Genomic DNA, 18,815 nt, shown 5'->3' on the forward strand with positions numbered 1-18,815 from the left:
ATGTCAGGCCAGCCGTATGAGCCTCCACACGCCTTCGAGCGATCAGCCATCCTCTAGCGATCTGCGCCAGTACGAGCGGCAGACGCTGGAAAGCCTTGCCACCGGGCTGCCCCTGGCCAGCGTGCTGCACGCGCTGATGCAGCGGGTGGAGGCCCTGGCCCAGGTTCGCCTGCATGCCTGCATCCTGTTGCTCAGCGAGGATGGCCGCTATCTGCAGGACGGCATCGCGCCCAGTCTGCCGGAAGCCTACAGCCGCGATCTCGGTCGGCTGGAGATCGGCCCGCTGGCGGGTTCCTGTGGCACCGCCGCCTACCGGCGCGAAGCCGTCTATGTCGAGGACATCGCCTGCGATCCGCTGTGGGCCGGCGCCCGTGACCTGGCGCTGCGCTATGGCCTGCGGGCCTGCTGGTCGATGCCGTTGCTGGCCCTGGATGGCCGGCTGCTGGGCACCTTCGCCAATTATTACCTGGAGCCGCGGCGGCCCCTGGCCGCCGAGCGCGACGCCTTCCGCCTGGTCACCGAGACCGCCGCCCTGGCCATCGAGCGCCACCAGGCGGATCTGCAGCTGCGCGAAAGCGAAGACCACTATCGGCATCTGGTGGAGCTCAATCCCCAGTACACCTGGACCTGCGATCCCGACGGCGGGCGGATGGTCTTTTCGCCGCGCTGGCGGCAGCTGACCGGCCAGCCGGCGCTGCAAGGCGACACCTTCTGGAGGTTGCTGCATCCGGACGACCGCCAGGCGACCCGGCAGGCCTGGGACGCCGCGCGCAGCGCCGGTCGGGCCTACGACCAGGAACACCGGGTACGGGTGGCGGATGGCAGCCATTGCTGGCTGCGCACCCGTGCCTATCCGCGGCGCGATGACGCGGGCGCGGTGATCCGCTGGTACGGCACCAGCGAAGACATCGATGACCGCCGCGAGGCCGAAGAGGCCCTGCGCCGCGAGCGCGCCACCCTGGAGGTCCAGGTCCGGGCGCGGACCGCCGAACTGGAGGAGAGCAATCGCCAGCTGCGCGAGGAAATGCACAGTCGCGCCCAGGCCGAGGAGCTGCTGCGCCAGGCGCAGAAGATGGAAGCCGTGGGCCAGCTCACCGGCGGCATCGCCCACGATTTCAACAATCTGCTGGCCGGTATCCAGGCCAGCCTGGATCTCTTGCGCCGCCGCCTGGCGCCGGAGGTCCTGGCCGGGGTCGGCAGTCTGCTCGACACCGCCACCCAGTCGGTGGGCCGGGGCGCCAGTCTCACCCATCGGCTGCTGGCCTTTTCCCGCCGCCAGACGCTCAATCCCCAGGCGGTCGACGTCGCCCGGCTGATCGGCGATTTCCAGGAATTGCTGCTGCACAGCCTGGGGCCGCAGATCCGCTGCCAGCTCGAACTGGATGCCGGACTCTGGCCGGTCGACGCCGATCCGCACCAGCTGGAAAACGCCCTGCTGAATCTGGCCATCAACAGCCGCGATGCCATGCCGGCGGGCGGCACCCTGACCATCCATGCGCGCAACTGGGCGCAGTCCGACGCCGATCCGGCCCTGCCGGCGGGCGACTACCTGCTGATCGAGGTGGGCGACGACGGCGTGGGCATGACGCCGGAGGTGCTGGAGCGGGTCTTCGAACCCTTCTTCACCACCAAGCCGGTGGGCCAGGGCTCGGGGTTGGGACTGTCCATGATCTATGGCTTCGTCCGCCAGTCGCGCGGCCAGGTGAGCGTGACCAGCGCCCCGGGGCAGGGCTGTCGGGTGAGTCTGCTGCTGCCGCGTCATCCGGCCAAGGCTGCCCAGGCACCCCAGCCCGTCGCCAGCGCGGCGACCGCCCGCGTCCTGCCCGGCGTCCGGGTGCTGCTGGTGGAAGACGATGCGGTCATCCGCGATTTGCTGGTGCAGGTGTTCGTCGATCTGGGCTGGGATTATCGCGACGCCGCGGATGCCGAATCGGCCTTGGCGGCCCTGCGAGAAGGCGAGGGCTTCGACCTGCTGGTCACCGATGTCGGCCTGCCGGGGCTGAACGGCCGCTTGCTGGCCGGCGCGGCCCGTACCCTCAGGCCGCACCTGCCGATCCTCTTCATTACCGGCTATGCGGCAGGCAACGAGCCGCCCATCCCCCTGGTCGGCGAGCGCATGGCGGTGCTCGGCAAGCCCTTCACCCTGGAGGCCTTCGTCGCCCAGGTGCAGGAGTTACTGGACGCGCCCGCCGCCCTGGCGCGCTGAAGCCTGGTCGCCGGCGCCGAACAGCGCCTGGCGGCCTGCAGGCGAGGTAAAGATGGCGTCGCCGTTGTGGCCCACGCCGGGCACCTCGATCAGCGCCTGGCGCAGCCCCGGATGGCGGCCCTTGAGATAGCGGTAGTAGTTCAGCCCACGGGCCAGGCGATAGGGCCCCTGGGCCTCGGCGGCGCAGCCCTGGTCCAGCGCCAGATGGTGGGGGTCAACGTCCTCGGCGCCCAGCAGATAGGTGAGGTCGAGCCTCGCATAGTGCTGTTCCAGACTCGCGGCCGGGCGTCCGGCGGCATAGGCCGGCAGGCCCTGCATGCCGTATTTCCAGGTGTCGAAATCCGGGCAGCTGGCCGCCTCGGCGAAGGGCACGGGCTGGCCTTGGGCATCCGGACGGCGGGCATCGAAATAGGCATAGGACGAGGGGTTGGCCACGACGTATCTCAGGCGGATGCCCTTGGCGGCGAGGGCCTGCTCGCCCTGGCCGAGCACGGCGTAGCGCTGCACCACCTGGCCACCGCCGGAATGCCCTGCGATGACGATCTCCTGCAGATTGGGCAGCAACCGGCGCTCCGCCAGGCGCGCGAGCAGGGCGTCGAACACCGCGAAGCTGCTCAGCGGTTGCGGACCCAGGGCTGGCTCGCCGCCCATCCAGGCATTGCCCTGCCAGCGCAGCAGGTCGTCCGGCAGCCGATGGCGCTGGACGTCCGTTTCGTCGAGGAATTGCGGGGCGATCACCAGGGTGTCCGCCGCGGCGCCGGCCGCTGCCGTGGCCGTCTGGCCAGAGCGGAAATAGGTCGCGGCATTGCGCAGGCGACCGTGCACGATCACCAGGGCGCGGCGGATCTCCGGATGGGGCTGGTCCCAGTCGGTGGATAGCTGCAGCGCGGCCTGCGCCTGGCCGATCGGCAGCCGGTCGCTGACGATACGGGCGACCCCTTCATGGGGCGCCGCCAGGGCGGAGCCCCAGGCCAGGGCCAGGCACAGCGCGAGCAGGCGACGCATCGGGGAGCTCCCGGTAGAGGTCAGAGCGCCTTGGCGGCGAAGGTGTCGCAGCTCTCCACCTTGCCACTGTCGAAGCCGGTACGGAACCACTTGACCCGTTGCGCGGAGCTGCCGTGGGTAAAGGAGTCAGGTACCACGCGACCCTGGGACTGGCGTTGCAGGCGGTCGTCACCAATGGCATTGGCGGCGTTCAGCGCCTTCTCCAGGTCACCCGGCTCCAGCCAGTTCAGCCGCTTCTGGGCGTCGTTGGCCCAGACCCCGGCATAGCAGTCGGCCTGCAGTTCCAGGCGCACCGACAGCCCGGTCGCACCCTCGGTGGGAATGCCACGGCGACGCGCCGCTTCCATCTTGCTGGTGGTGCCGGTGAGGTTCTGCACATGGTGGCCGACCTCGTGGGCGATCACATAGGCGCGGGCGAAGTCGCCATCGGCGCCGAAGCGCTGCTGCAGTTCCTGGAAGAAGGTGAGGTCCAGGTAGACCTTGCTGTCCGCCGGGCAGTAGAAGGGGCCGCTGGCCGCGGTGGCGCCGCCGCAACCGGACTGCACCTGGCCGTTGAATAGCACCAGCTTGGGCGGCTGATACTGCTCGCCATGGGCCTGGAAGATGCGCGTCCAGGTGTTTTCGGTCTCGCCCAGTACCACGCGGACGAAGTCCACCTGGCGATTGTCGGCTGGCGCGGTGGTCTCCTGCTGGCTCGGCGCGCTCTGGCCGCTGAGGCTGATCAGGTTGCCGAGGATCTGCGTGGGGCTCTGGCCGCTGAGCAGGCCGAATACCACCACCAGGGCGACGCCACCCAGGCCGAGGCCGCCGCCGATCTTCATGCCGCGTCCACCGCTGGCCTGTTGCACGTTGTCGCTACGTTGTCCCTTGTCCCATTGCATGGCGCTCGCCTCATGATCTTAGCTATCGCTAGGACCGCGGGCCACGCCAAAAATGCGTTACCGGAAATGACAACGCCCGCGACGGGCGCGGGCGTTGTCGGCGGAGCGGAGCGCGAGATCAGGCCGCGGTCTGGCCCTGCTTGAGGCTCTGCATGTCGATCACGAAGCGGTACTTCACATCGCTCTTGAGCATGCGCTCATAGGCTTCGTTGATGTCCTGGATGGCGATCTGCTCGATGTCCGAGACGATGCCGTGCTTGGCGCAGAAGTCCAGCATCTCCTGGGTCTCGCGGATGCCACCGATGAGCGAACCGGCCAGCTGGCGGCGCTTCATCACCAGGTTGAACACGCTGGGCGCCGGATGCGGCTCGGCGGGTACGCCGACCAGGGTCATGGTGCCGTCCCACTTCAGCAGAGTGAGGAAGGCGTCCAGGTTGTGCGGTGCGGCCACGGTGTTGAGGATGAAGTCGAAGCTGTTCGCGTGGGCGGCCATCTCGTCTTCGTTCTTCGACACCACCACCTCGTCGGCGCCCAGGCGCAGGGCGTCTTCCTTCTTGTTGGCGCTGGTGGTGAAGAGCACCACGTGGGCACCCATGGCATGGGCGATCTTGACACCCATGTGGCCGAGGCCACCCAGGCCGACGATGCCGACCTTCTTGCCCGGACCGACCTTCCAGTGGGCCAGCGGCGAATAGGTGGTGATGCCGGCGCACAGCAGCGGCGCCACGGCGGCCAGGTTCTCGGTGTGGCTAACCTTGAGCACGAACTTTTCGTTGACCACGATGTGGTCGGAGTAGCCGCCCTGGGTGTTCTCGCTGCCACCGTAGAGGTTGCCGTTGTAGGTGCCGGTGAAGCCGTTCTCGCAGTAGGACTCTTCGCCGGCGTCACAGGGGGCGCAGTGCTGGCAGCTGTCGACCATGCAGCCGACGCCGACGGTATCGCCGACCTTGAAGTTCTTCACGTGGGCACCGACCGCGGTCACCTTGCCGACGATCTCGTGACCGGGCACGGACGGATACAGGGTGTTGTTCCACTCGTTGCGGGCAGTGTGCAGATCGGAATGGCAGACGCCGCAGAAGAGGATGTCAATCTGCACGTCGTGGGCGCCGGGTTCGCGCCGCTCGAAGGAGAAGGGCGCCAGGGGCTGGTCGGCGGACTGGGCAGCGTAGCCTTGGGCTTGGCTCATGAGATACCTCATCTAGGTGGTGGAACTGAGTGGTGGAGCAGGGCGGCCAGGTTGGCCGGGCCCGGTGACAAACCATCGATCCTGCTGAGCCAGAGCCGACGGCGCCAATCGATCGTCTCGATAATCGTCATGCCGCCCATCGATGGAACTCATGGGCGAGCGGGCGTACGAGGGTTTACGACCGGGATGCCGGAGCGGATGTTCCCGCCCCGACGCGGCAGCCGGGGCCACTGGTCGAGCGGTCGTGGCTAGCGCGAAAGCTTCGGCGCCACCGTGGGCAGCAGGCGACTGGCCAGGTGCTCCAGCAGCAGCCGGACCCGCGGCAGGCTCTCGCGACTGCGCGGCCACACCAGGTTGATCGGCGAGCCCTCGACGCCGTGTTCCGGCAGCACGTCCACCAGGGCGCCGCTGGCCAGGTGCGTGGCGATCAGCCAGGTCGGCAACTGGGCGATGCCATGCCCGGCCAGGGCGGCCAGGACCTCACCTTCGCCATCACCCACCACCAGCCGTGGCTGGAAGATCCAGCGTTCGCTGTCGCCCGGCTGTTCGCCGCGCAACTGCCAAGGGCTGATCAGGCCATCGGCCTGGCGAAAGCCGACGCACTGGTGATCGACCAGGTCGGCTGGGCTCCGGGGGCGGCCGTGCTGGGCGAGATAGGCCGGGGCGGCGCAAAAGACCTGGCGCTGGGTGCCGAGGAAGCGATGCCCCAGGCTGGCCGGCCAGGCATCGGAGCCGCCGATGCGCACCAGGATGTCGATGCCCTCGTGAACCGGATCGACGAAGCGATCCGACAGCGACAGATCCGGTTGCAGCAGCGGATAGCGATGCAGCAGCTCCAGGATCAGCGGCAGCACATGCAGGCGACCATAGGAGGCGGGCAGGTCGATGCGCACCCGGCCATGGGGCTCGCCGTCCTGGGCGGTCAGGCCCAGTTCGGCCTGCTCCAGCTCGGCCAGCACCCCGGTGCAGGTGCGGTAGAAACTGGCGCCGGCCTCGGTCAGGGTCAGGCGGCGAGTGGTGCGCTGGAACAGTCGCACGCCCAGTCGGCTTTCCAGGCGTGCCACGCTCTTGCCGATGGCCGAACCGGTGAGATTGAGGCGCTCGCCAGCCGCCGTGAAGCTGCCGAGGTCGGCCACGGTGACGAAGACGTCGAGGCCCTTGAGGCGTTCGGAGGAATACAAGGCTGGCTCCGATTGCGGAATCTGGTTCCGGTTAAAAAGGAATTTATACCCAGGATACGCCGTTAATTCTCCAATAGGCTGGAATCAACGCTGAGACAGGGCACTCCCTTATCTACAGCGCCTGCGACCGCCGCAGGCCGTCTCTCACCCCCCTATCTGGAGGTTTCATGCGCAAGGGCACCGCTCTCATCGTCGGCGTGACCGGCATTTCCGGCTACAACCTGGCCAACACCCTGGTCGCCTCGGGCTGGACCGTCTACGGTCTGGCGCGCAAGCCGGTGGCGCAGGAAGGCGTCATTCCGGTCGCCGCCGACCTGCTCGACGCCGAGTCCACCCGCCAGGCGCTGGCCGGCCTGCCGATCAGCCATGTGTTCTTCTGCACCTGGACCCGTCGTGCCACCGAGAAGGAAAACGTCGAGGCCAATGGCGCCATGATGGACAACCTCTGCCAGGCCCTGAACGGCGCACCGCTCGAGCACCTGGCGCTGGTCACCGGTACCAAGCACTACCTGGGTTCCTTCGAGGAATACGGCAGCGGCAAGGCCGAGACGCCCTTCCGTGAAAGCGAACCGCGCCAGGCCGGCGCCAACTTCTACTACACCCTGGAAGACATCCTCTTCGCCGCCGCCGAGCGGCATGGCTTCGGCTGGAGCGTGCACCGCTCCCACAGCATGATCGGCCAGGCCAAGGGCACCAACGCCATGAACATGGGCCTGACCCTGGCGGTCTATGCCTCCCTGTGCAAGGCCACCGGCCAGCCCTTCGTCTTCCCCGGTTCCCGTACCCAGTGGGACGGCATCACCGATGTCACCGATGCCGGCCTGCTCGCAGAGCAGCTGGAATGGGCCGCCCTGTCCCCGGCCGCGCGCAACCAGGCCTTCAACACGGTCAACGGCGACGTCTTCCGCTGGCGCTGGCTGTGGGGCGAGATCGCCGCCTTCTTCGAGCTGGAAGCGGCGCCCTATCCCGAGCAGCCCATGCCGCTGGAAGCGCGGCTGAAGGACGTGGCGCCGGCGCAGTGGCGCAAGCTCGCCGAGGAGCACGACCTGGTGGAAGCCGACGTCGACAAGCTGGCCTCCTGGTGGCACAGCGACGCCGACCTGGGCCGCGAGATCGAGTGTCTCAACGACATGACCAAGAGCCGCGACCTGGGCTTCTTCGGCTATCGCGACACCCGGGCGAGCTTTCTCGACCTCTTCACCCGGCTGCGGGCCCAGCGCCTGATTCCCTGAGCCGCTCTGGACCGCCGGTCCCCGTGAATGCGGGCGGCTGGCGGTTTCCACCGGCTGCCTGTGGGGCGCAGAATGCATCTTCCCGTCGCAGGATGCGCCCCATGCTCGAAACCCTCGCTGCCCTGATTCCCGCCTTCAGCCCACTCGACTGGCTGTTCATCGAAGCCATCGTGGTCCTGGCCTATCTGATCTTTGGCGTCGCCGGTTTCGGCAGCGCCCTGGTCGCCGGTCCCTTGCTCACCAGCTGGATGCCGCTATCGCGCATCGTGCCCTTGCTGGTGATGCTGGATTTCCTCGCCTCCTTCCACAACTGGCTGCCGGATCGCCGCGCCATCGCCGGGCGCGAACTCAGGCGGCTGCTGCCGATGCTGCTGCTCGGCGCGGCCCTGGGCACCTATCTGCTGATGCGCACCGATGCCCGGTTGCTGATGCTCTGGCTGGGGCTGTTCGTGGTCGCCTATTCCACCTACAGCCTGCTCATCCCCAAGGGCTTTCGCCAACTGGCGCCGGCCTGGTCGATCCCGGCGGGTGGGGTAGGGGGCCTGTGCGGTGCCCTGTTCGGCAGCGGCGGTTTTCTCTATGCCCTTTATCTCAACGGCCGTCTGGAAGACAAGAACGCCATCCGTGGCACCCAGAGCTTTCTCATCGGCTGCAGCGCCTCCATCCGCATCGTGCTGCTGCTGATCGCCGGCGCCTACAGCGACGGCAGCCTGCTGCTCCTCGCGGTCTGCCTGCTGCCCGCCATGCTGCTCGGCGGCTGGATCGGCCGCCACCTGCAACGCCGCCTGTCGCGCGAACGCTTCACCCGCCTGGTGACCTGGCTGGTGCTGGTGTCGGGCGTGACGCTGATCGGGCGGTATCTGGCGGGGTAGTAAAGGGCATCGCGGCGATGCCGGTGCGCCGTAGCGACCGCTCTTCCGGGACCTTGACGTTTCGTTGATCGCGGCCTGGTAGGGTGGAAAACCGCGTAGCGTTTTCCACGCGAAGTGGCCAACTTGGGAACTCCCAGGCCCACCCACCTCTCCGCTCTACAATACCCTTGGCGGAGAATCCTCCATGCTCACCTCCATCCAGGCCGGCGTCCTGGACGTGGCCTACCAGGTCCAGGGACCGGACGGCGGCACGCCGGTCCTCTTGTTGCATGGCTTTCCCTACGACATCCACGCCTACGCCGAGGTGGCCGACGAACTGGCCGCCGATGGCTGTCGCGTCCATGTGCCCTTTCTGCGGGGTTACGGCGCGACCCGCTACCTGAGCGCCGACACCCCACGCTCCGGCCAGCAGGCCGCCCTGGCCCATGACGTCCTGGCGCTGCTCGATGCCCTTGGCCTGGAGCGCGCTACCCTGGCAGGTTACGACTGGGGTGGTCGCGCGGCGGGCATCGTCGCCGCGCTCTGGCCGGAGCGGGTGAGCGGGCTGGTGCTGGGCGACGGCTATCCGATCCAGGACATCGCCACCGCTGCCACCCAGCCGGCCGCGCCGGCGGCGGAGCTGCGCTATTGGTACCAGTACTACTTCCACGGCGAACGGGGGCGCGCCGGGCTGGCGGAACATCGCCGCGACTTCTGTCGACTGCTCTGGTCGCTGTGGTCACCCACCTGGCGCTTCAGCGACGCCACCTACGCGCTTACCGCCGCGGCCTTCGACAATCCTGACTTCGTCGACACCGTGATCCACTCCTATCGCCATCGCTACGGCCTGGCACCGGACGATCCGGCCTATGCCGAGACCGAGCGCTGGCTCGCCGCGCAGCCACCCATCAGCGTGCCCACCACGGTATTGGCCGGTGCCGACGACGGAGTCACCGCGGTGCAGGGTGAAGCCAAGGTGGCGCAGCACTTCCGCGGACCCTTCCGCTACCAGGTGCTGCCCCAGTGCGGGCACAACCTGCCTCAGGAAGCCCCCGCCGCCTTCGCCGCCGCGGTAAGGGAGCGGCTGCCGTAGGTTGGGTTGAGACAGCTTCATCGTCGAAGCCCAACAGGGGCGGCAACGCCAAGGCGGTGGAAAACGCTGCGCGGTTTTCCACCCTACAGAGGCTGCGTAGGGTGGATAACGGCGCAGCCTTATCCACGCGATCCATGCGATCCACGCGCACCAAAGCCTACCGTCCCAACACCTCCGGATTGGCCAGGCCGGTCGGTTCGCCGGCGAAGAAGCCCACCAGGTTGGCGAAGGCCTCGCCGAAATAGAGTTCGTAGCTGTGCTTTTCCACGTCGCCCAGGTGCGGGGTGCAAAGCACCTGGGGGTGGGCGAGCAGGGGATCGTCCGGCGCCACCGGTTCCTGCTCGAAGACATCCAGCGCCGCCTGGCCGGGATGGCCCAGCTCCAGCGATGTGAGCAGGGCGCCGGGCTCGATCAGGCCGGCGCGGGCGGTGTTGACCAGCAGGGCGCTCTTCTTCATCCGCGCCAGGTCCTCGGCGCGCACGCAGCCGCGGCTGCGCTCGCTATATCTCAGATGCAGGCTGATGACATCGGCCTCGGCGAAAAAGGCCTCCTGGCTGGTCGCCGCGCGATGGCCGTCGGCCTCGGCGCGGGCGCGCGAGGCCTCGCTGCCCCAGACCAGCACCGGCATGCCGAAGGCCTGGCCGTAGCGCGCCAGGCGCTGGCCGATCTTGCCGTAGCCCCAGATGCCGAGGATCTGCCCATCCAGCCGTTCGCCCAGATTGACCTGCCAGCGCCCGGCATAGAGGGCGTCGATGGCCGGCTTGAGCTTGCGGCGGGCCATGAGGATCAGCGTCCAGGTCAACTCGGCGGTGGAGATCGGCGAGCCACTGCCTTCGCACACCGCCACGCCCTGGCGGGTGCAGGCCGCCACGCCGAGGTGGGCGGTGGCCTTGCCGGTCTGGCTGATCAGCTTGAGCCGCGGCAGGTGCGCCAGCAGCTCGGCGTCGATACGGGTGCGCTCGCGGGTCAGCACCAGGGCATCGGCGTCACGGAAGCGCTCCACCAGCACCCTGGGATCGCGTTCGGCGTCGTGATAGAGCGTCACCTGATGCCCGGCGCGCTGGAGCAGGGGATAGCAATCCAGGGTTTCGACGACGTGCTGGTAGTCGTCCGGGATGACGATATGCATGGCGGGCTCCGTTGTTGTTCTGGATCGCCAGTGGAGCACCTGCGGGGTCGTCCGACAAGATGGGGCGCAACGGTGGACGAGGCTGCGCCGTCGTCCACCCTAGCTGTAGCCTGGAAAACCGCGCAGCGTTTTCCGGGGCCTGCTTCTAATAGGGAATCACCAGCGGCGTACCCGCCAGGGGATTCTCGATCACCGCGCACTTGAGGCCGTACAGCGCCTCGATCAGCTCGGGGGTGACGATCTCCGCCGGCGGGCCCTCGGCGAGGATGCGGCCGGCGCGCAGGGCGATGATGTGGTCGGCGTAGCGACAGGCCTGGTTGAGGTCGTGCAGCACCGCCACCAGGGTGCGGCCGCCTTCGCGGTTGAGCCGGCAAAGCAGCTCCATCAGCTCCACCTGGTGGGCGATGTCGAGAAAGGTGGTGGGTTCGTCGAGCAGCAGCAGCGGGGTCTCCTGGGCCAGCGCCAGGGCGATCCAGACGCGCTGGCGCTGGCCGCCGGACAGGCTGTCCACCGTCCGCTCGGCCAGCTCCAGGGTATTGGTGGCTTCCAGGGCGTGCTGCACCGCGCGCTCGTCGGCCTCCGTCCAGCCGGCGAAGGCCTGGCGATGGGGATGGCGCCCGCGCGCCACCAGGTCGCTGACCAGGATGTCGTCCGGCGCCACGGCGCTCTGCGGCAGCAGGCCGATGCGCCGGGCCACCTCGCGGGTCGGCAGGTCCTGGATCAGCCGGCCGTCCAGGCGCACCTCGCCGGCGCTGGGACGGATCAGCCGCGCCAGGCTGCGCAGCAGGGTCGACTTGCCGCAGCCGTTGGGGCCGATGATGACGGTGAAGCAGCCATCGGGCAGCCGCACATCGAGGTTGGCGCAGATCGGCTGGCCACCGTAGCCGACAGTCAGACGGTGGGCGGCGAGGCGACTGGAAGGGGCGTCTTGGCTCATGAGGTCCGCCGCCATTCGCGGCTTAGCAAAAAGATCAGATAGAGGCCGCCCAGGGCGCCGGTCAGCAGGCCGACCGGGATCTGGAAGGGCGCCAGTAGTCGCTGGGCCAGCAGGTCGGCCAGGGCGGTGAGGCAGGCGCCGAGCAGGGCAGGGGCGAGGATGCCGAGATCGGCGCTGCGGGTCAGGCGCCGGGCCAGTTGGGGCGCTGCCAGGGCGACGAAGCCGATGGGGCCGGCGGTGGCGATGGCCAGGGCGGCCAGGGCCACGGCGACCGCCAGCAGCAGATTCTGGCTGGGCAGCACGGCCAGGCCCAGGGCCCGGGCCAGGTCGTCGCCCAGCTCCAGCAGGCGCAGCCGCCGCGCCAGCCAAGCGGCCAGCGGCAGCAGCAGCAGGCAGCCGGCGAGCAGGGTCAGGGTGCGACTCCAGGTCAGCATGTCGAGGCTGCCGAACAGCCAGAGCCGGGCCTCCTGGGCTTCGTCCAGCTCGGCGCGGGTCAGCAGGTATTCGTTGAGCGAGGCGAGCAGGGCGCTGACGGCGATGCCCAGCAGGATCATCCGCTCGCCACGGATACCGGCCAGGGCCGCGAGGCCCGCTACCAGCACCGCGGCCAGCAGCCCACCGCTGAGAGCGCCCAGCATCAGCGCCGCGCCACCGAGTTGCAGCCAGAGCAGGGTGATCAGGGCGCCACTGGCCGAGCCGACGGTGAAACCCACCAGATCCGGACTGGCCAGGGGATTGCGCGCCAGGCGCTGAAAGATGGCACCACTGGCGCCCAGGGCCGCGCCGACGCCAAAGGCCGCCAGCAGTCGCGGCAGGCGCAGATCCAGCAGGATCAGGTTGGCCAGGGCGTCGCCCCGACCGAGCAGGGTGGCCGCTACCCGGTGCGGCGTCGGGGCGAAGGCGCCACCGCTGAGGGTCAGGGCGCAGATGCCGATGGCCGCCAGCAGGAGCAGCAACAGGCAGGCCTTGAAGCGCGCCGAGCGGCGGGGAGCGAAGCGATGACGACTCAAGGGCGCACCCGGCGGGCGGAACGGATGATCAGCGCGAGCAGCACCGGGGTACCGAGCAGGGCGCAGACGATGCCCGCCTCCAGTTCCCCCGGCAGGGCCACGCGGCGGCCCAGGGTGTCGGCCAGCAACAGCAGATTGGCACCGGCCAGCGGCGCCAGCGCCAGGATCCAGCGCCAGTCGGTGCCTACCAGCAGGCGCAGGGCGTGGGGCACCACCAGGCCGAGAAAGCCGATGGGCCCGGCCACTGCGGTGGCGGCGCCGCACAGCAGCACGATGGCGACGAAGGCGAGCAGCCGCAGTTGTCCGGGGCGGGCGCCGAGGGCACGACCGAGGTCGTCGCCCAGGGCCAGGGCATTGAGACGGCTCCCCAGTGGCAGGCCCAGGGCCAGACCGATCAGCAGCAACGGCAGGATGCCGAGGGCGCCGCCCGGCGTCTGGCCGCTCAGGGCGCCCACCGCCCAGAAGCGGTAGCTGTCGAACACCGCGCTGTCGAACAGGGTGATGATGCCGGTGCAGGCGTTGAGGCTGGCGCTGAGGGCGATGCCGGCCAGGATCAAGCGTATCGGCTGACCGCGCGCCGGGGCACTGCCACCGAGCAGATAGACCAGGCCGGCGGCCAGGGCCGCTCCCAGCAGGGCACAGGCCAGGCGCGTCGGGGCGTCGTCCAGCCCCAGCAGCGACAACCCGGCCACCACGGCGAAGGCCGCCCCGGCATTGATCCCCAGCAACCCGGGATCGGCCAGTGGATTGCGCGTCAGCGCCTGCATCAGGGCCCCGGCCAGACCCAGGGCCGCGCCCACCAGCAGTCCGAGCAGGGTGCGCGGCAGGCGCAACTCCCAGAGCACCACGGCGTCGGTGGAGGCATCGGGGGCGACGAGCAGGTGCAGGATCTGCGCCGCCGACAGCGACCGCGCCCCTATGCCCAGACTCGCCACCACCGCCAGCGCCAGGACGATCAGCAGCAGGACCAGCACCAGGCCACCGCGGGCCGCGGATGCGCGTTGCGTCAGCGGCGCGGGGCGGGCCGGCGCGGTCATGTCACCCCCAGGGCGCCGGCGACCGTGCTGATCACCTGGCGCGCGGCGAGGGGGCCGGCGTTGAGATAGAAGGCGTCGGTGTCCACGCGGATGGCCCGGGACTGGCTCACCGCAGTGAGTCGAGGCCACAGTGGCTGTCGCGCCAGGCTGGCCAGGGCGGTGCCCTGCTCGGCATAAAAAAGCCAATCGGCGTCGGCCAGGTCCAGCAACTCGGCGCTGACATCCCGCGAGGTGCCCTTGAAGCGCTGCGCCGCCGGACGGGTCAAGCCCATCGCCTGCAGCAGGCCGCCGGCAAAGGAATCCGCGCCCATCAGGCGCAGTCGCGCGCCGCTGGAAAACAGCAGGGAGGCGGAGGGCGGCTGGGCGCCGAAGCGCTGTGCCAGGCCGGCCAGGTCACGATCCAAGTCCGCCAGCAGTCGCTCGGCCTGCTGCCGGCGGCCCAGGGCATCGGCCAGCAACAGGAAATCCGGTCGCCAGTTGCCACCGGTGCCGCGCGCCACCACCGTGGGGGCAATGCGCGAGAACAGCTCCAGCCCGCCGGCCTTGAGCACGGTGCGATTGAGCACGATCAGATCCGGCGCCAGGCGCGCCAGGGCTTCCAGATCCGGTGCCTGACGACTGCCCAGATCGACCATGGCCTCCAGCTCCGGCGCGCGATTGGCGAGGGCGGTGCGCAGATAGCCCGGCGCCAGTTCGCGATTGTCCACCCGGGTGGTGCCCGCCGGGATCACGCCCAGGCTCAGGGCGGCGTCCAACTGGCCGGTGGAGATCACGGCGACCCGCTGGGGTTGGCGCGGGACGAGGGTACTGCCCACCACATGCTCCACCTGCCGAGGGAACTCGCCATCCGCCGCCGCTGCGCGTGCATAGACTCGACCTGGCAGTCCGGCGAGCAGCGCGGTACCAGCGGCGAAGTGCAGAAGGGAGCGGCGATCGAGCATGACGGGGACTGGCTGAAGACGGAAAGAGGCCCGCCAGGCGGGCCGAGGCCCCGAGCGGGGCGGCTAGGATAGAGCATCAGCGCAGGGCTGGCATCCGCTAAGGATGCCGGGCCGTTCCCTCTCCCTTTGGGGTGAGCGCAGGCTGCTAGCGGATCGCGGCCATGGGCCGCTCCTACAGGTGATGCAACCTTAGGCGTAGCGTGGAAAACCGCGAAGCGTTTTCCACTGTGTTGCACGTTGCGATCCGCCCCCTCTCCCGCTGGGAGAGGGCTGGGGTGAGGGCAGGCCGCTGGCCTAGAAGCTCACCGTGGCACTCAACCGCGCCGTCCGCGGCTCGCCCACCGCGACCTGCAGCGGGCTGTTGGCGCTCGACGGGTAGTACTGCTTGTCGAACAGGTTGTCGACGTTGAGCTGCAGGCGGGTCTGGTAGCCGGTCACCGGCAGGTCCCAGCGCAGGAAGGCGTCGGCCACGGTGTAGCTGCTCATGTAGAAGCTGTTGGCCGCATCGCCGGCCCGCTCGCCGACGTAGCGGGCGCCGCCGCCCAGACGCCAGTTGCCCAGGTTCGAAGGCACCAGCAGGTGATGGGTCAGGTACAGGCTTCCCATGTGCTCGGGTGCCTGGGTCAGGCGATTACCCTCATTGATGGGATCATCCAGCACCTTGGTCTTGTTGTAGGCATAGGTGGCGATCATGTCCCAGCGCTCGGCCAGGCGACCGGTGAGATCCACTTCCACGCCACGCGAGCCGACCTTGCCGGCGGCTTCGCCGATGCTTACGCCATTCACGCTACTGGTGGTGACGACGTTCTTCTTCTCGATGTCGTAGAGCGCGACGTTCAGGTTCAGCCCCGGCGTCAGGTCGTACTTGGCGCCGACCTCGAAGCTGCGGCCTTCTTCGGGGTCGAAGGTGGTGCCGCGGTCGTCCACCGTGGTGTTGGGAACGAAAGAGCGGCTGTAGTTGCCGTACAGCGACAGGTCCTCGGTCGCCTTGAACACCAGTCCGGCCAGCGGCACCACGGCATGATCGCGCTTGTCCAGGTTGACCACATGGGTGTTGCCCAGGCCCTGAGCGGCGTACTGGTCGAATTGCTGATAACGCCCGCCGAGCACCAGGATCCAGCGATCGTTCAGGTGCCAGTTGTCCTTGAAGTAGAGGGACGTCGAATCCAGGTCGCTATCCTGATCGCTCTGGGCAGCGCTGAGCAGGCTGGGCGCCGCCAGGTTGCCGTATACCGGCGCGAAGATATTGATGTTGCGGCGCGAGGCCGTGTTGTTGCGGTAGGTCTTGCCGCGGTACTGGCTGTTCTCTTCGTGGTCGATGCCCACCAGCAGCTCATGACGCTGGCCGAACAGTTCCTGGCGGCCAATGAAGTCCCAGCCGGTGTACTGGGTTTCATAGTCGTAGTCGGCGCCATTGGCAGTCCGCAGCAGGTTACCGTTGGCGGCCAGGGAGACCGGCTGGGCGAAGTCCAGGCTGTAGCGATCGTTGTTCCAGGCATAGATCAGCCGGGTCTTCCAGTCGTCGCTGAGCTGATACTCGAAACGGGCACTGGCGGTTTCGGTGATGCCGTCGCCCTTGGCCCACTTCTCGTCCAGTCGCTTGTTGTAGTCGACGCTGGCTGGGTGGCCGTTGACGAACACGGTGCCGCGATCCACCGGGCCGCTGTAGTCGTTGTAGGAATAGGCCAGCGTCAGGCTGGCGCGCTCGCCGGTCCAGGACAGCGACGGCGCCACCAGGGTGTGCTGATCCACCCCGTAGTTGCGCCAGTAGTCCTCGCTCTGCCGCTCGGCGATCAGCCGATAGGCGAAGCCGCTGTCACCCAGGGGGCCGGTGGTGTCGACGCCGAGATTGCCGCCGCCCTCGCTGTAGGCCGAGCCGCTCAGGGCGGTAAGCGGTTGGTACTGCGGCTGCTTGCTGACCACGTTGATCAGGCCGCCGGGCTCCAGGGCGCCATAGAGCAGAGAGGCGGGGCCCTTCAGGACTTCCACGCGCTCGACGGTGGAGTCGAAGTTGTGCGACAGATTCGAGCGCACCCCGTCGCGAAAGATGGAGCCGTCGTTGTTGCTGCCGAAGCCGCGTTTGACGAAGGCGTCCTTGGTCCCGGCCAGGGTGTTGCCTTGGGTCACGCCGCTGACGAATTTCGAGGCGTCGTCCAGGGTCCGCACCTCGTAGTCCTGGATCAGTTGCGGGGTCACGGTCTGCACCGACTGCGCCTCTTCCTTGATCGGCACATCGCTCTTGCTCGCGGTCGAGGCCCGGGTCGCGCGATAGCCCTGGTCGGCCTCGGTAGCCGGAGCGGAAATGTCCATGGGCGCGAGGCTGGCGTTTTCCGCGGCAAGCAGGCCCGAACTGGTCGCCAGGGCCAGGGTGCTGAAGGCGAAAGGCGCGAAACGGCGAAGGGCTCTGGGCGGCGTGTTCAAGGGCGATCTCGAGAGGGGCGGGGAAAGTGGCGGCGATTCTATGTTGATAGTCATTCTCACGTAAATCGAATCCGCTTACCGTTGGTGTCCAGGTCCGTTGCCGCCCATCCCCAAGCGCAGGTATAATGTCGCGCTCCTAAATTTTCCCGCCCGGGAGCGCCCGCCATGCTGCGCATCAGCCAAGAAGCCCTGACGTTCGACGACGTTCTCCTCATCCCCGGCTATTCGGATGTCCTGCCGAAAGACGTCAGTCTCAAGACCCGCCTGACCCGTGGCATCGAGCTGAACATTCCCCTGGTGTCCGCCGCCATGGACACCGTGACCGAGTCCCGTCTGGCCATCGCCATGGCCCAGGAAGGCGGCATCGGCATCATCCACAAGAACATGACCGTCGAGCAGCAGGCCGCGGAAGTCCGCAAGGTCAAGCGCTTCGAGGCCGGCGTGGTGAAGGACCCCATCACCATCGACGCCGACGCCAGCGTGCGCGACCTGTTCGACCTGACTCGTATGCACAACATCTCCGGCGTCCCGGTGCTGTCCGGTCGTGACCTGGTAGGTATCGTCACCTCCCGCGACGTGCGCTTCGAGACCCGTCTCGACGTGCCGGTGCGCGAAGTCATGACCCCCAAGGATCGCCTGGTCACCGTGCGCGAAGGCGCCGACAAGCAGGAAGTCCGCGAGCTGCTGCACAAGCACCGCATCGAGAAGGTGCTGATCGTCGACGAAGCCTTCGCCCTCAAGGGCATGATGACCGTCAAGGACATCGAAAAGGCCAAGGCCTACCCCAACGCCAGCAAGGACGACGCCGGTAGCCTGCGCGTCGGCGCAGCCGTCGGTACCGGCGCCGAGACCCCCGAGCGCGTGGCCGCCCTGGTCGCCGCCGGCGTCGACGTCATCGTCGTCGACACCGCCCACGGTCACTCCAAGGGCGTGATCGAGCGCGTGCGCTGGGTCAAGCAGACCTATCCGCAGGTCCAGGTCATCGGCGGCAACATCGCCACTGCCGAAGCCGCCAAGGCCCTGGCTGACGCCGGCGCCGACGCGGTCAAGGTCGGCATCGGCCCGGGCTCCATCTGCACCACCCGCATCGTCGCCGGTGTCGGCGTGCCGCAGATCTCCGCCATCGCCAACGTCGCCGCCGCCCTCGAAGGCACCGGCGTCCCGCTGATCGCCGACGGCGGCATCCGCTTCTCCGGTGACCTGTCCAAGGCCATCGTCGCCGGTGGCTACTGCGTGATGATGGGCTCCATGTTCGCCGGTACCGAAGAGGCCCCGGGCGAGGTCGAGCTGTTCCAGGGCCGCTCCTACAAGTCCTACCGCGGCATGGGCTCCCTGGGCGCCATGTCCCAGACCCAGGGCTCCAGCGACCGCTACTTCCAGGATTCCGCCTCCGGCGCCGAGAAGCTGGTCCCCGAAGGCATCGAAGGCCGCGTTCCCTACAAGGGCCCGCTGGCGGCGATCATCCACCAGCTGATGGGCGGCCTGCGTGCCTCCATGGGCTACACCGGTTGCGCCACCGTCGAGCAGATGCGCACCAAGCCGCAGTTTGTGCGCATCACCGGCGCCGGCATGGCCGAATCCCACGTCCACGACGTGCAGATCACCAAGGAAGCGCCCAACTACCGCGTGGGCTGATTCCAACCTGTTTCTACGTTGCGATTCGGGGCTGTCTAGACAGCCCCGAATCGTCTGAACCTAGCGCTAT

15 protein-coding genes are annotated in these 18,815 nt (G+C 68.4%); 5 read left to right on the forward strand and 10 right to left on the reverse strand.

Annotated elements, in window-relative coordinates; translation table 11 throughout:
- Positions 1-16 precede the first annotated feature (16 nt).
- The gene (locus tag EC839_RS00705) at positions 17-2,206 is read left to right on the forward strand and encodes an ATP-binding protein (protein WP_132831797.1); all 2,190 of its coding nucleotides are present in this window, start codon (positions 17-19) and stop codon (positions 2,204-2,206) included.
- On the opposite strand, the gene EC839_RS00710 is transcribed toward EC839_RS00705, so the two are convergent.
- From EC839_RS00710 to EC839_RS00725, 4 genes are all read right to left on the reverse strand, one after another.
- Positions 2,174-3,211: an alpha/beta hydrolase gene (locus tag EC839_RS00710; RefSeq protein ID WP_132831798.1), complete on the reverse strand. Its 1,038-nt coding sequence runs from the start codon at positions 3,209-3,211 to the stop codon at positions 2,174-2,176. The two genes, EC839_RS00705 and EC839_RS00710, sit on opposite strands and share 33 nt — an antisense overlap.
- Before the next feature lie 20 nt (positions 3,212-3,231).
- A complete protein-coding gene (locus tag EC839_RS00715) occupies positions 3,232-4,092 on the reverse strand; it encodes a neutral zinc metallopeptidase (RefSeq protein WP_132831799.1) in 861 nt (286 codons plus the stop codon).
- A 118-nt stretch (positions 4,093-4,210) separates the two neighbouring features.
- Positions 4,211-5,278, reverse strand: a complete 1,068-nt coding sequence (locus tag EC839_RS00720) for an NAD(P)-dependent alcohol dehydrogenase (protein ID WP_132831800.1) — start codon at positions 5,276-5,278, stop codon at positions 4,211-4,213.
- Between the two features lie 248 nt (positions 5,279-5,526).
- Positions 5,527-6,459 (reverse strand): LysR family transcriptional regulator, encoded by a 933-nt coding sequence (locus EC839_RS00725; RefSeq protein ID WP_132831801.1) that lies wholly within the window; start codon positions 6,457-6,459, stop codon positions 5,527-5,529.
- A gap of 167 nt (positions 6,460-6,626) precedes the next feature.
- On the opposite strand from EC839_RS00725, the gene EC839_RS00730 reads away from it, so the two are divergent.
- From EC839_RS00730 to EC839_RS00740, 3 genes are all read left to right on the forward strand, one after another.
- On the forward strand, positions 6,627-7,691 hold the full coding sequence (locus EC839_RS00730) for an SDR family oxidoreductase (RefSeq protein WP_132831802.1): 1,065 nt from the start codon (positions 6,627-6,629) through the stop codon (positions 7,689-7,691).
- Between the two features lie 101 nt (positions 7,692-7,792).
- Positions 7,793-8,563, forward strand: coding sequence for a sulfite exporter TauE/SafE family protein (locus EC839_RS00735; RefSeq protein WP_132831803.1), 771 nt, complete (start codon positions 7,793-7,795; stop codon positions 8,561-8,563).
- A gap of 184 nt (positions 8,564-8,747) precedes the next feature.
- Positions 8,748-9,635 carry an alpha/beta fold hydrolase gene (locus EC839_RS00740; protein WP_132831804.1) on the forward strand — a complete coding sequence of 296 codons (888 nt, stop codon included), beginning with the start codon at positions 8,748-8,750 and terminating at the stop codon, positions 9,633-9,635.
- A gap of 157 nt (positions 9,636-9,792) precedes the next feature.
- On the opposite strand, the gene EC839_RS00745 is transcribed toward EC839_RS00740, so the two are convergent.
- The 6 genes from EC839_RS00745 to EC839_RS00770 all read right to left on the reverse strand — a co-directional run bounded on the left by EC839_RS00745 (position 9,793) and on the right by EC839_RS00770 (position 17,110).
- Positions 9,793-10,764: a D-2-hydroxyacid dehydrogenase family protein gene (locus tag EC839_RS00745; RefSeq protein ID WP_132831805.1), complete on the reverse strand. Its 972-nt coding sequence runs from the start codon at positions 10,762-10,764 to the stop codon at positions 9,793-9,795.
- Positions 10,765-10,909: 145 nt separating this feature from the next.
- A complete protein-coding gene (locus tag EC839_RS00750; RefSeq protein ID WP_132831806.1) occupies positions 10,910-11,716 on the reverse strand; it encodes an ABC transporter ATP-binding protein in 807 nt (268 codons plus the stop codon).
- Positions 11,698-12,711, reverse strand: coding sequence for an iron chelate uptake ABC transporter family permease subunit (locus EC839_RS00755; RefSeq protein ID WP_132831807.1), 1,014 nt, complete (start codon positions 12,709-12,711; stop codon positions 11,698-11,700). Before EC839_RS00755 ends, EC839_RS00750 begins: the two co-directional genes overlap by 19 nt.
- Positions 12,708-13,685, reverse strand: a complete 978-nt coding sequence (locus EC839_RS00760; protein ID WP_132832169.1) for an iron chelate uptake ABC transporter family permease subunit — start codon at positions 13,683-13,685, stop codon at positions 12,708-12,710. The genes EC839_RS00755 and EC839_RS00760 overlap by 4 nt, the downstream gene beginning before the upstream one ends.
- A 59-nt stretch (positions 13,686-13,744) precedes the next feature.
- Positions 13,745-14,689 carry an iron-siderophore ABC transporter substrate-binding protein gene (locus EC839_RS00765; RefSeq protein WP_132831808.1) on the reverse strand — a complete coding sequence of 315 codons (945 nt, stop codon included), beginning with the start codon at positions 14,687-14,689 and terminating at the stop codon, positions 13,745-13,747.
- Between the two features lie 294 nt (positions 14,690-14,983).
- Entirely contained in the window at positions 14,984-17,110 is a 2,127-nt protein-coding gene (locus tag EC839_RS00770) for a TonB-dependent siderophore receptor (protein WP_132831809.1), read from the reverse strand.
- A gap of 165 nt (positions 17,111-17,275) precedes the next feature.
- Here EC839_RS00770 and guaB point away from each other — a divergent pair, with 165 nt between their 5' ends.
- Positions 17,276-18,745 (forward strand): IMP dehydrogenase, encoded by a 1,470-nt coding sequence (gene guaB / locus EC839_RS00775; RefSeq protein WP_132831810.1) that lies wholly within the window; start codon positions 17,276-17,278, stop codon positions 18,743-18,745.
- The last annotated feature ends 70 nt before the right edge of the window (positions 18,746-18,815 follow it).

The sequence above is a fragment of the Pseudomonas sp. JUb52 genome, assembly GCF_004341115.1.
Taxonomy (GTDB): Bacteria; Pseudomonadota; Gammaproteobacteria; order Pseudomonadales; family Pseudomonadaceae; genus Chryseomonas; species Chryseomonas oryzihabitans.

Bases quoted from the DNA above. Each gene is read 5' to 3' on its own strand.
- EC839_RS00705 (WP_132831797.1), top strand. From the start codon at position 17: ATGAGCCTCCACACGCCTTCGAGCGATCAGCCATCCTCTAGCGATCTG.
- EC839_RS00710 (WP_132831798.1), bottom strand. From the start codon at position 3,211: ATGCGTCGCCTGCTCGCGCTGTGCCTGGCCCTGGCCTGGGGCTCCGCC.
- EC839_RS00715 (WP_132831799.1), bottom strand. From the start codon at position 4,092: ATGCAATGGGACAAGGGACAACGTAGCGACAACGTGCAACAGGCCAGC.
- EC839_RS00720 (WP_132831800.1), bottom strand. From the start codon at position 5,278: ATGAGCCAAGCCCAAGGCTACGCTGCCCAGTCCGCCGACCAGCCCCTG.
- EC839_RS00730 (WP_132831802.1), top strand. From the start codon at position 6,627: ATGCGCAAGGGCACCGCTCTCATCGTCGGCGTGACCGGCATTTCCGGC.
- EC839_RS00735 (WP_132831803.1), top strand. From the start codon at position 7,793: ATGCTCGAAACCCTCGCTGCCCTGATTCCCGCCTTCAGCCCACTCGAC.
- EC839_RS00740 (WP_132831804.1), top strand. From the start codon at position 8,748: ATGCTCACCTCCATCCAGGCCGGCGTCCTGGACGTGGCCTACCAGGTC.
- EC839_RS00745 (WP_132831805.1), bottom strand. From the start codon at position 10,764: ATGCATATCGTCATCCCGGACGACTACCAGCACGTCGTCGAAACCCTG.
- EC839_RS00750 (WP_132831806.1), bottom strand. From the start codon at position 11,716: ATGGCGGCGGACCTCATGAGCCAAGACGCCCCTTCCAGTCGCCTCGCC.
- EC839_RS00765 (WP_132831808.1), bottom strand. From the start codon at position 14,689: ATGCTCGATCGCCGCTCCCTTCTGCACTTCGCCGCTGGTACCGCGCTG.
- guaB (WP_132831810.1), top strand. From the start codon at position 17,276: ATGCTGCGCATCAGCCAAGAAGCCCTGACGTTCGACGACGTTCTCCTC.